This window comes from Actinoplanes sp. 13, from assembly GCF_056134165.1.
On the sequence record NZ_JBVYOQ010000029.1, the window covers coordinates 11,998 to 23,731 of the forward strand.

Annotated in this window: 11 protein-coding genes; 7 read left to right on the forward strand and 4 right to left on the reverse strand. The window is 70.5% G+C overall.

The genetic code is table 11. The features are described from left to right. The first annotated feature begins 21 nt into the window (after positions 1-21). Together AC0NH5_RS35305 and AC0NH5_RS35310 are read left to right on the forward strand one after the other, a co-directional pair. Positions 22-564 carry an N-acetyltransferase family protein gene (locus AC0NH5_RS35305; RefSeq protein ID WP_474411415.1) on the forward strand — a complete coding sequence of 181 codons (543 nt, stop codon included), beginning with the start codon at positions 22-24 and terminating at the stop codon, positions 562-564. Beyond that, a complete protein-coding gene (locus tag AC0NH5_RS35310; protein ID WP_474411416.1) occupies positions 561-1,148 on the forward strand; it encodes a GNAT family N-acetyltransferase in 588 nt (195 codons plus the stop codon). Before AC0NH5_RS35305 ends, AC0NH5_RS35310 begins: the two co-directional genes overlap by 4 nt. A 124-nt stretch (positions 1,149-1,272) precedes the next feature. Here the strand turns inward: AC0NH5_RS35310 and AC0NH5_RS35315 are convergent, their stop codons facing one another. Next, complete coding sequence (locus tag AC0NH5_RS35315; RefSeq protein WP_474411417.1) at positions 1,273-2,226, reverse strand: helix-turn-helix transcriptional regulator; 954 nt, start codon at positions 2,224-2,226, stop codon at positions 1,273-1,275. Positions 2,227-2,288: 62 nt separating this feature from the next. On the opposite strand from AC0NH5_RS35315, the gene AC0NH5_RS35320 reads away from it, so the two are divergent. The 4 genes from AC0NH5_RS35320 (at position 2,289) to AC0NH5_RS35335 (ending at position 7,880) form a co-directional block, all read left to right on the forward strand. Continuing rightward, a complete protein-coding gene (locus AC0NH5_RS35320) occupies positions 2,289-3,233 on the forward strand; it encodes an ABC transporter ATP-binding protein (RefSeq protein ID WP_474411418.1) in 945 nt (314 codons plus the stop codon). Positions 3,234-3,235: 2 nt separating this feature from the next. Beyond that, positions 3,236-3,973 carry an ABC transporter permease gene (locus AC0NH5_RS35325; RefSeq protein ID WP_474411419.1) on the forward strand — a complete coding sequence of 246 codons (738 nt, stop codon included), beginning with the start codon at positions 3,236-3,238 and terminating at the stop codon, positions 3,971-3,973. 52 nt (positions 3,974-4,025) lie between these two features. Next, positions 4,026-5,159, forward strand: a complete 1,134-nt coding sequence (locus AC0NH5_RS35330) for a magnesium and cobalt transport protein CorA (RefSeq protein WP_474411420.1) — start codon at positions 4,026-4,028, stop codon at positions 5,157-5,159. 141 nt (positions 5,160-5,300) lie between these two features. After that, positions 5,301-7,880 (forward strand): lipopolysaccharide biosynthesis protein, encoded by a 2,580-nt coding sequence (locus AC0NH5_RS35335; protein WP_474411421.1) that lies wholly within the window; start codon positions 5,301-5,303, stop codon positions 7,878-7,880. Between the two features lie 94 nt (positions 7,881-7,974). On the opposite strand, the gene AC0NH5_RS35340 is transcribed toward AC0NH5_RS35335, so the two are convergent. Further along, a complete protein-coding gene (locus AC0NH5_RS35340) occupies positions 7,975-8,808 on the reverse strand; it encodes a PT domain-containing protein (RefSeq protein ID WP_474411422.1) in 834 nt (277 codons plus the stop codon). Positions 8,809-9,007: 199 nt separating this feature from the next. Between AC0NH5_RS35340 and AC0NH5_RS35345 the strand changes: the two genes are divergently transcribed. Further along, a complete protein-coding gene (locus tag AC0NH5_RS35345; protein ID WP_474411423.1) occupies positions 9,008-9,358 on the forward strand; it encodes a PRC-barrel domain-containing protein in 351 nt (116 codons plus the stop codon). A gap of 86 nt (positions 9,359-9,444) precedes the next feature. Here AC0NH5_RS35345 and AC0NH5_RS35350 read toward each other — a convergent pair whose 3' ends face one another. Together AC0NH5_RS35350 and AC0NH5_RS35355 are read right to left on the reverse strand one after the other, a co-directional pair. Next, entirely contained in the window at positions 9,445-10,431 is a 987-nt protein-coding gene (locus AC0NH5_RS35350) for a 3-oxoacyl-ACP synthase III family protein (protein WP_474411424.1), read from the reverse strand. 150 nt (positions 10,432-10,581) lie between these two features. After that, positions 10,582-11,499: an MHYT domain-containing protein gene (locus AC0NH5_RS35355; RefSeq protein WP_474411425.1), complete on the reverse strand. Its 918-nt coding sequence runs from the start codon at positions 11,497-11,499 to the stop codon at positions 10,582-10,584. Between the last annotated feature and the right edge of the window lie 235 nt (positions 11,500-11,734).

Consider the following 11,734-nt stretch of genomic DNA (forward strand, 5'->3'; position numbering starts at 1 on the left):
AACACTCTAAACTGTTCGGCCATGACGATCACCACGCGTCACGGCGTCCCGGGCGACGAGCAGACCCTGCACGACCTCGCCGCACGCACCTTCGCGCTGGCCTGCCCGCCCGGCACCGCGCAGGAGGACGTCGACGCGTTCATCGCGGCGCACCTGTCCACCGAGAGCTTCGCCCTGTACCTGGTCGACCCGGACCGCATCCTGGTGATCGTGTCCGAGGACGATCAGCCGGCCGGTTACGCGATGCTGGTGCGCGGGCCGATCGCCGACCCGGACGTGGCGGCCGTGGTGGACGAGAAGACCAGCATCGAGCTGAGCAAGTTCTATCTGACGGCGGAGCGCCACGGCAGCGGGCTGGCGCACGCGCTGATGACCGAGACGCTGGCGGCTGCCGCCCGGACCGGCGCCGAGACGTGCTGGCTCGGCGTCAACCAGCAGAACGAGCGGGCCGCGCGGTTCTACACCAAGCACGGTTTCGAGATCGTCGGCGTGAAGCGGTTCCTGGTGGGCTCCGAGTGGCACGACGACCATATCCGGCAAAGGGCCCTATCCTTCCCGGGGTGAAATCACGGGTGACATCGCAGGCGACTTCGCAGGTGCCATCGCGGGCGACTTCGCGGGCGACTTCGCGGGCGACTGAGGTTCGGGCAGCGCGGGACGAGGATGTCGCGGCGATCCGCGACATCTGCACGCGGGGCTACCGCGCGACCTATCCGGGCCTGGTCAGCAACGAGTTCATCGAGCGGATGCTGGCCACGTTCTACACCGCCGAGCGAGTCGCCGGGCAGATCACCGCCGCGCCGCCCGGCTGGCTCGGGTTCCAGGTGGCCGAGGAGGCCGGCCGGGTGGTCGGCGCGGCCGGCGGTGGCATGCTCACGCCCGGCGTGGGCGAGCTCTTCGTCCTCTACCTCGACCCGGACGAGCGTGGCCGCGGCCTCGGCACCCTGCTGCTGGACCGGGTCACCGGGCAGCTTCGCGACCAGGGTGCGACGGACATGTGGGTGGCCGTGCTGGACGGCAACGAGTTGGCCATCCCGTTCTACGAGGCGCGGGGCTTCCGCAAGGCGGAACGCCGCCGCACGACCCACTCCACCGAGGCCGACAACGCCTTCTCGTGGCGCATGGTCCGCTCGCTGCGCGCCGGCTGAGACATCCACCAAATTTTATATAAGAGATCACTTAAGTCGGCCGGGAAAGTGTCGCACCCGATCGATACCTTTGTTCATGCGGACCGGCGCCACGGGGGCGCCGGTCCGTCCATAGGCCCGGTTGCTACGCCGCGCCGCGGCGCAGGACGTCAGCGGTCTCGCGCAGACGATCGCGCAGCTCGGGCGGCGACTCCACGGTGAAGGGCGCGCCCATCACGCCGAGCACCATCACCGGCCAGCCCAGTTCGTCGACGCTCATCCGCATCCGGCACGTGCGGTCGGACAGCGGCTCCACTGTGGCCCAGTGGCCGACCATCGCGCGGAGCGCCTCGGCCGGCGACTCGACCACCGCCGACACGTCGTACCGGTTGGGGATGGCGGCGAGCCGCGAGCGCAGCCAGGCCACCGGGTCCCCGCCGGGCAGCTCGCGCGGGCGGAACCGGGCGCCGGTCAGGGCCGGCCCGGTGAGCCGGTCCACCCGGAAACTGCGCCAGTCGCCGCGGTCCAGGTCCCACGCCACCAGATACCACCGGCGGCCGAGAGAGACCAGCCGGTGCGGCTCCACGTGCCGGCGCATCGGCTCCCCCGTGGCGGGGGTGTATTCGAAACGCAGCCGCTCCTCCCCCCGGCAGGCCATCGCGATCGTGGTCAGTGACACCGCGTCCAGCGTCGGGCCGCCACCGAACACTCCCGGCGCCGTCACCGCCTGCAGCGCGTCGATGCGGCGGCGCAGCCGGGGCGGGAGCAACTGGATCACCTTTGCGAGGGCCCGTACCGACGTCTCCTCGAAACCGGCGACGGCGCCGGCGGCGGCGCTGCGCAGGCCGACCGCGATGGCCACCGCCTCCTCGTCGTCCAGCAGCAGCGGCGGCATCGCCGCCCCCGCCTGGAGCTGATAGCCGCCGGCCACCCCGCGGGAGGCGTCCACCGGATAGCCGAGTTCGCGGAGCCGGTCGACGTCGCGCCGCAGGGTGCGCGGGCTGACCTCCAGCCGCCCGGCGAGTTCTCCGCCGGGCCAGTAGCGGTGGGTCTGCAACAGCGAGAGGAGCCGCAGCATCCGAGCACTCGTGTTCGCCATGAATCCAGACTCCATCGATTTGCGGTCAGAAAGTGGCCGCTTCGAACCCTAGCGTGAGAGCCATGATGATTGAGACGCGAGAGCTGACGAAGCATTTCAAGGACGTCCGCGCGGTCGACGGCATCAACCTGACGGTGGCCCCGGGCGAGCTCGTGGCTCTGCTGGGACCGAACGGCGCCGGCAAGTCCACCACGCTGCGGATGCTCACCACGCTCATCCCGCCCACCTCGGGCAGCGCGCGGGTCGCCGGCTTCGACGTCGTCAAGCAGCAGCGCGACGTGCGGCTGCGGATCGGGTACATCGGGCAGGGCAACGGCGCCGGGCACAGCCAGCGCGGCCGGGACGAGCTGATCAGCCAAGGACGGGCGTACGGCATGCGGGCCCGCGCGGCCCGGGACCGGGCGAACGAGCTGGTCGACTCGCTCGGGCTGGGCGAGGTCGCCGACCGTACGGTCTCCACGCTCTCCGGCGGGCAGCGCCGCCGCCTGGACATCGCGATGGGGCTGATCCACTCCCCCGATCTGCTCTTCCTCGACGAGCCGTCCACCGGCCTCGACCCGCAGAACCGGGCCAACCTCCAGGAGCACATCCTCGAGCTCCGCGCGAAGCGGGCGACCACGATCGTGCTGACCACGCATTACCTGGACGAGGCCGACTCGATGGCGGAGCGGGTGATCGTCATCGATCACGGCCGGATCATCGCGGACGACACCCCGCAGCGGCTCAAGGCCGTCCACGTCGGCGACCGGGTCCGGCTCGGTTTCGCCACCGAGCACGACGCCGTCGCCGCGACCCGGGCCGTGACCGACGCCACCCGGACAGGCACCGAAATCACCGTGACCGCCGAGGACGGCGCCCACCTGGCCCCGAAGCTCCTGGAGGACCTGCGCGCCGCCGGCCTCTCCGTCTCGTCGATCGAGGTCACCCGGCCGACGCTCGACGACGTCTTCCTCACTCTCACCGGCCGCAGCCTGCGTGAGGGCCGTACCGAACTCGTGGAGGCCTGATCATGACTTCGCTCGTCACCGACACCCGTGTCGTCTTCAGCCGCGAGCTTCGCCCGGTGATCCGGGACCCGTTCTCGGTGATCTTCTCGATGATCCAGCCGCTGTTCTTCCTCGCGCTGTTCGCGCCGCTGCTGCCCGGCGATTCCTCGCTCCAGTGGTTCGTCCCCGGCATCATCGTGATGTCGTGCCTGTTCGGCTCGTCGATGACCGGATCCAATCTGCTCTTCGAGATCCAGACCGGTTCGCACGAGCGGATGCTGGTCACCCCGCTGCGGCGCCCGGCGCTGCTGATCGGCCGGGCGCTCAAGGAGATCGTCCCGATGATCGCCCAGGCTGCTCTGATCATCGCGGTGTGCATCCCGTTCGGCTTCGAGCTGCACCTCGGCGGCGCGCTGCTCGGCCTGCTGCTCCTGGCCGGCTTCTGCATCGGGCTCGGCGCGCTCTCCTACACCCTCGCGCTGGCCTCCAAGAACAAGGAGTGGCTGTTCTGGACCGTGCAGCAGACCCTGCTGTTCCCGCTGCTGCTGCTCGCCGGCGTGCTGCTGCCGATCGAGAACGGTCCGGGCTGGCTGCGTGCGCTCTCCCAGTTCAACCCCATGACCTATGTGGTGAACGCCGAGCGCGCGCTGTTCTCCGGCGACGTGCTGGCCCGCAGCACGGTCGAGGGCCTGGTGGCCGCCGCCGGCATGGCGGCGCTCGGGTTGTTCATCGGCGTCCGCGCGATGCAGCGGTCCGACTGAGCTACCTTCTTCTCGCGCCCGCGTCGTGCCGCGGGCGCGAGGGGGTAAGCCGATGCTGGGACTGCGCAGGTCACGGGACGACAAGAAGCCGGCCCGCGGCCTCGAGGTCGTGCCCCGCACGATCGGCCGACTGCTGGACAGCCTCACCCGGCCGGCCGGACCGCCGCCGCCCGCGGCCCGGCGCGGCAACCCCGACGCGGTGGTGGACTGCGCGGTCTACACCGCCGGCGCCCGCCGGGGCGGCCCGGGTCAGACCCGGTTCCCGGAGGCTGCCCGGCACGCCCGGCGGCGCGGCTCGTTCGTCTGGCTCGGCCTGCACGAACCGGACCGGGCCACGATGGGCGAGGTCGGGCGGGTGTTCGGGCTGCACGAACTGCTGGTCGAGCAGGCGGTGTCCGGTGGGCACCGGCCCGGCGTGGAGACGCTCGACGACGTGGTCCGGCTGGTCCTGCGGACCGCGCGGTACGTGGAGCACGACCGGCTCACCGAGACGTCCGAGGTGGTCGAGACCGGCGACGTCACGGTGCTGGTCGGCCCGTGGTTCGTGATCACTGTCCGGCACGGCCCGGTCGGCCCGCTCTGGGCGGTGCGGCGTGAGCTGGAGGGCCGCCCGGAGGTGCTGCGGCAAGGCCCGTGGTCGGTGGCGTACGCGGTGGGCAGCCGGATGGTGGACAGCTATCTGGACGTCGCCGAGCACGTGGAGCGGGTCCTGGAACACATCGAGGAGGAGACCTTCGCGACCGTCCGCTCCGGCGAGTTCGCCCACCTCTATCAGCTCAAGCGCGAGATGGTGGAGTTCAAGCGGGCGGTGCTGCCGCTCGCCGAGCCGATGGCCCGGCTGCTGGAGATGCGCGGGCTGCCGACCGCGCTGCGGCCCTATCTGGTGGACGTGCAGGGCCGGCTGGCCCGGGCGGTGGAGCGGGTCGCCAGCTTCGACGACCTGCTGAACTCGATCCTGCAGGCCCGGCTGGCACAGGTCGCGGTCGATCAGAACGACGACATGCGCAAGATCGCCTCGTGGGCCGCGATCGCCGCGGTGCCGACCGTGGTCGCCGGCATCTTCGGCATGAACTTCGAGGTGATGCCGGGGATCGAGTCGCCGTACGGCTTCGCCGGGTCCATCGCCGCGATGGCGCTGATCGGCGGTGGCGTCCATCACCGGTTGAAGAAAGCCGGTTGGCTTTAGTCACTGAAAGTAAATATCCCCTTGGCCGATCGGATCGGTTTTTCCGTCCAGATAGAGGTCAAGCGGGAGCATCCTGCCCTAGCCGATGAACACGGTGAGTTACTAGCCTGCTCACTGGGTTGATCTTTGGGGGGAACGACAGTGACGGCTACCGACGCCCCGGCACACCGTGCCGAATCCGGGCGAGGCCTGTTCTCGGCGTTGAAGGGGCATGTCGACCTCTTCCTGAACGCCGGTTCGCTGATGGCCACCACACTCATCACGTCGCTGTTCGGCTTCGCGTACTGGTGGGTCGCGGCCCACGTGGCGCCACTGGAGGCGGTGGGCCAGGCCTCGGCCGCGGTCTCGGCGATGACTCTGATCGGCACCATCGGCATGTTCGGCATGGGCACCATGCTCATCGGCGAGCTGCCGGCGATCAGCCGGGGCAAGTGGGACCTGATCTCCACCTGCGTCCTGACCGCGGGAACGGCGGCCACGGTCGGCGGCCTGGCCTATGTGGCCGCCGCGCACCTGTGGATGCCGAGCCTGCGGGACGCGCTCGGCGGCAACGCCGCCACCGTGCTGTTGGTCGTGGGTATCGCGCTGAACGCCATGACGCTGGTCCTGGACGAGGCCATGGTCGGCCTTCTGCAGGGTCCGCTCCAGCTGATGCGCAACGCGTGGTTCTCGGTGCTGAAGCTGGTGCTTCTCGGCGTGGTGGCGCTGCTGCCGGGCATGCTGACCGGCGGGGAGCTGCTGCTCACCTGGGTGGCCGGCATCGTCACGTCGACCGCGATCCTGTTCCGTACCCTGCGCCGGCGCCGCATGATCGACTCGTTGCGGCCCGGTGTGCGGTTGCTCCGCGGACGTGGCCGGGCGACCTTCGACCACAACCTGCTGAACCTGGCGACCTACCTGCCCCGCGCCGCGCTGCCGCTGGTGGTGACCGCGGTGCTCTCGGCCGAGGCGAACGCCGCTTTCTACACCGCGTTCATGGTGCTCTCGTTCCTGGCCATGGTGCCCGGCAACGTGGCGCTCACACTGTTCGCGGTGACCGCCGGCGACAAGGCCGCGCTGCGCTCCAAGGTCCGGGTCGGCCTGTTGATCTGCTTCGGCGTCGGCCTGCCCGCATCGCTCGTGGTGTTCGTCCTCGCCGAGCCGATCATGTCGCTGTTCGGCGCCGAGTACGCGGCGACCGCCGGCGACGCGCTGGCCATCCTGGCGCTCACCTACGTCCCGTTCGTCTTCCACCACTTCTTCCTCGCGATCTCCCGGGTCAACAACCGGCTGCGCGGAGCCGGCATCTTCTCGGTCTTCGCCGGTGTGACCGAGTTGCTGGCCGCCTGGTACGGCGGTGCCCAGCACGGCCTGAACGGCCTGGTCACCGCGGTGGTCATCGTGATGGCGATCGAGATGGTGCTGGTCGCGCCCACGGTGCTGAAGGTCGTCTTCGCCCCCGTCATCGACATGTCCGCAGTGGCAGAGGGAGTAAACGTCATGTCCACCACCAGCCTGACCCTGCGCGAGCGCGCCTGGCTGCCGCTGGAGTACATCCGCACGGTCGGCCCGGTCACCGGGGTCACCGCCGAGCGGGTGCGCCTGGCGCTGATCGGCCTGCACGCCACCGACCCGTCCCATCGCGCCGTCTCCCGGCTGGACCGCTCCGGCGCCAACTGGCAGCACATGGACGGCGCGTCGTTCGCCCGGTACGTGCTGGAGGCGGTGACCGACCTGGGCCCGGGCCCGGTCGACTTCGACGCGATGACCCGGCACCTGCAGGCCGAACCGCGGGGGCACCACCCGGTGCGGATCCTGGTCGGCGGCGGTTACTTCGCGCTGAAGGTGTCGCACGCGTACGGGGACGCCGGCCCGGTCAACACGCTGGTCCGTGAGCTGGTCCTGGCCGCGTCCGAGGGGCGGGCGGCCCGGATCGCGCCCTCGCGGCGCCACCGCACCGCGCTGCCCCGGGCCTGGTGGAAGCAGTTCGGCCTGCACCCCGGCCGGTGGAAGGAGGGGCTGAGCTTCCCTCGCCCGCCGCACCCGGAGAACGCTCCGGCGCGTCCCTGGCAGCCGGACCTGACCGTGCGCACCGCCCGGTCCGGCGAGGTGCTCGGCCAGATGCGCGCCTGGCGTGACCAGTACGCCCCCGGCGTCACCACCTCAGCGATCACCTTCGCGGCGTTCACCGCGGCTCTGCGCGAGCTCGGCTTCTCCCCCGACCTGCGGGGTGGCACGTTCCTCGCCGACGCCCGCCGTTACCTGGACCCGGGCATCAGCATCGACAGCAACTTCTGCCAGGGCCCATACCTGTCGCCGCCGAGCCTGACCGACCCGGCCGCCATCCACCGGACGCTCAAGGCGGAACTGGCCACCGGCCGCATCCTCACGATGATGCTGTTGCGCGAGGGCAAGATCATGGTCACCGGCGCGCCCGGGATGCCGGATCCCTATCCGGCCGAGGTGCCGATCGAGCCGCAGCCCCGGCTCACCTTCAGCAACCAGGGCCGGCACGACGTCCTCAGCGATCTGCCGTGGGCGGTCGGGCCGGCGGCCCGGGTGAACCACAGCGTGCCGACGCTGAACGGCCCGGAGGGGATCACGCTGACCACCAGCGAGATGAACGGGGTCCTGCATCTCGAGGCGACGTTCCACGCCAGCACGTACGACGCGAGCATGGTCGCCCGGGCGCTGGAGCTGGTGTGCACCGATCCGGCCGGTTTGATCATGGCGTATCGCTGAATCTCTCGACAAATACGACGCGCGGCCGGTGGACACACCGGCCGCGCGTTGTCTTCATGCCGCGACGCCCATGGACAAGAGGCGCCGCGGGCGATCACCGCCGGGGCCAGCCGTTGTTGCCACCACCGTGGTTGCCGCCACCCTGGTGACCGCCCGGGTGCCCGGTCGGCTGGGTGGTGGGCTGGGCAGTGGGCTGAGCGGTGGGCTGCCCGGTCGGCTGAGCGGTGGGCTGTGCGGTGGGCTGGCTGGTGGGCTGGCTGGTCGGCCTGCCACCCCAGTTGCCCTGCCCGGGCCGGTCGCCCCAGTTGCCCTGCCCGGGCTGGCCACCCGGGTGACCGGGCCGGCCCTGGCCACCGCCGGGGTTGTGGTGGCCAGGGCCGCCCTGACCGGGACCGCCGTGGCCCCCGCCCGGGCCGTGTCCCGGAGCACCCGGGTGGCCGTGTCCGGGGGCGCCCGGACCACCGTGGCCACCCGGCCAGGTCCTGTGCAGCACCGGCAGCGCCAGCACCGCCGTGCGGGACTGGGTGCGTGCCCGGAAGCCGCACTCGTCGTACGAGATGGTCGCCCAGAGCTTCACCACGCCGCTGTTCCGCTGGATCGGGGTGACCCGGACCCGGGTGAAGTCGGTGCGCCCGGCCCGCAGGCTGTCGCCGCGGGAGAGCGTGCCCGAGCGCCGGAAGCCGAGGTGGTCGACCTTCACGCCCCGCTCGCCACGCACCCGCACCTCGACGTCGCAGATCCGCCGGTCGGTACGCCAGTGGATGTTGACCCAGCTGCTGACGTTCGCCGGCACCTTCTGCAGCCAGGTGGAGACCGGCTGCGGCCCGCGCACGATGGCTGAGGCCGGAGCGGCCGCCGTGACCGCGGCGATACCCGCGGCCGTGGTGGCCAGGGCGACGTACGCTCCGATTCGCCGACTCTTCTGCATTTGGAATCCCTTCAGTACCTGATGTCGCCGGCGGTGGGGGTGCCGCCGACAAAAGGGACACTATGGGAATTTGCGGCATTCCTCGACAGATCTTGCGGCGTTTCGGACGGAATACTCTTTTCTGTACAAAATGTTTAGAGGACACTCCACCGAAAAGACGAGCCGACTGAACCGGTCGGCTCCCGGGTAAATCGGCGGCATGACACAGAACAGGGAAACCGCTCCGGAAGATCTCGGCGCCCCGGTGTCGTTCCTGGTCCTGGCCGAGGGGACCGCGGTGTACGACCGGTCCGGCGACTCGGTCGGCACGGTTGAGCACGTGCTCTCCGACGACCGCGAGGACATCTTCCACGGCCTGCTGATCAAGACCGGCGACGGCCACCGGTTCGCCACCGGCGACCAGGTCGACGGGATGTTCGAGCGCGGCGTGATCGTCAGCGAGCCGGCCGGCAAGCTGGCCGAGCCGAGCGCCGACACGCCGGCCGGCCTCGCCGAGAACCACGCCACGGCGCTCAAGAAGGCCTGGGACTGGCTCATCCAGCCCAAGTGATCCACCAGGCGGCCACAACGAGGAAAGCCGTCGGCGGCCACGCCGGAGAACCGCGACGTGGCGCCGACGGCGCAGAGGGGCTGAGGTCAGTGACCCCAGCGGAGCAGGCACGCCCCCATCGACATCCCGCCACCGAAGCCGGCGAGCATCACCAGGTCCCCGTCGCGCAGTGAGCCGTTGCGGGCCGCGTCGTCCAGGGTGACCGGCAGCGACGCGCTGCCCACGTTGCCGTACCAGGGCAGCGTCAGGTGCGTGTGCGCGTTCTGGAACCCGGCGGCCGCCACCAGCTCCTGCAGCATCACGCCGTTGGCCTGGTGCGGGACGAAGTGGTCCACGTCCTCGGCCTTGAGGTTCGACCGGCGCAGCAGCGCGTCCAGCGCCGGCGGGACCGCGGTGGCCACGAAGTCCCGGACACCGCGGCCGTTCATCCGGAAGTAGTGGTCCCCGTCCGCCACCGTCGCGGCCGACGCGGGCAGGCGACTGCCGCCGCCCTTCACGTGGATCAGTTCGTTCGCGTCGCCACGGGACGCCAGGTCGAGGCCGACGATCCCGTACCCCTCCGGCACGGCCCCGACCACCGCGGCGCCCGCGCCGTCGCCGAAGAGCACCGCCGTGCGCCGGTCCCCGAAGTCCAGGATCCGCGAGTAGACGTCCGACGCGATCACCAGGACCAGGGCGCCGGGGTCGGCGGTCACCAGCCCGTTCGCCACGTTGAGCGCGAAGACGAAACCGGCGCAGACCGCGTTGACGTCGAAGCACGCGGCCCGGTCGGCGCCGATGGCGTTCTGCACCAGGTTCGACGTGGGCGGCTGCGGGGAGTCGCCGGTCGACGTGGAGACGATCACGTAGTCGATCTCCGCCGCCGTCACGCCCGCGCGGTCGAGGGCCGCGCGGGCGGCGTTGGCGGCCAGATCGGAGGCCGCCTCGTGCGGCGCCGCGAACCGGCGCGCCTCGATCATGGTCTTGCGGGAGACCCACTCGGGGTCCGCGTCCGGCACCAGCTCCCGAAGGTCCACATTGGTCACGACCCGAGTCGGGAGGTAGGAACCAGTTCCCAGAATGCCGACCGCCACGTGTCTCTCCCCGTCTTGCCGGACCTACTTTTCCTGCCGCCGAAACACTAACCACCAGGTCAGGCGACGTGCGGGTAGATCCACTGCCGGTTCGGACGAGAAAACTGGCACGTCCGGTAGGAGGAACTCGACCGGATATCGGCCATTCGTCTAGTTTGAACGGTCCCGGTCACGGTAGGTCCACGTCCCGCCACTCAGCGTGGACCGTCCGGGGTTCTGCGGCCGGCCCTGCGACTGAGCCGGCGGACGCTGGCCCCACAACTGTCCGGGCTGCGGGCCGTCCGGCTCGCCGGGACGCGACTCCAGGCGGGACGCGAGATAGGCCGCGGCCACCCGGTCCTCCTCGGTCGGCGCGGCGGCCAACGCGTACACCATCCCCAGGACGGCGAAGAGCACGGCGCCGCCGACCGGGACGAGCAGGCCACCGGCGGTCGCACCGGCGATCGAGCCGAGCGAGGCCTCCGAGAGCACCGACATCGCCATCATGCCGGTGAAGTGCATGCCGTTGACCGCGATGCCCATGACCAGCGCCGACACGAAGATGGCGATCGGCTTCTTGACGACCAGGGTGAGCCAGAGCGCGACCGTCGCGGCCACCACCGCGATCGCGATGGAGAGCGCGACCTCGGTGCCGGCGTAGTGGATCTCGCCGTACAGCCGCATCGCGGCCATACCGGTGTAGTGCATCGCAGCCACGCCGAGACCGGCCAGCACGCCACCGATCAGGATGCGCAGGCGCGGGGCACTGGTGCCGAGCAGCGCGATGGCGAGGCCGACGCCGACCGCCACGAACGCGATCACGGCGCTGGCCACGGTGAGGCCGATGTCGTACCGGATCGGGGTGCCTTCGACGCTGAAGCCCATCATCGCGACGAAGTGCATGCTCCAGATGCCCGTCGCGCCGATGGCGATCGCGGCGAGCGCGAGCCACCAGGCCCGCTCACCGCCGGACTTGGCGGACCGCAGCCGCACCGCGCTGGTCAATCCGAGCAGGGAGCCGAGAACCGACAGGACATAACTGACGGCCGGTGTCACCCACCCGTACTCGAAATGGTGGATCTCCGCCATTGCCGCGTTCCTCTCGTTCGCGCTTTCGCCAGGGCAGCATCCTGCCCTCACCTCCGCCACGGGCGTCACCGATTGTGACGCAGGTTTCGTCAAGAGAGAACGTGCAGCTGATCTCGATTTGGATCTACGGGCGATTTTATTGCCGCGAAAACATTGCGAGCGCTGCGTTTGCCCACATAGCGGGCCCTATGCGTCGCACAGTAGTCAGACAGTGACAAATCGACCGACGGAGATA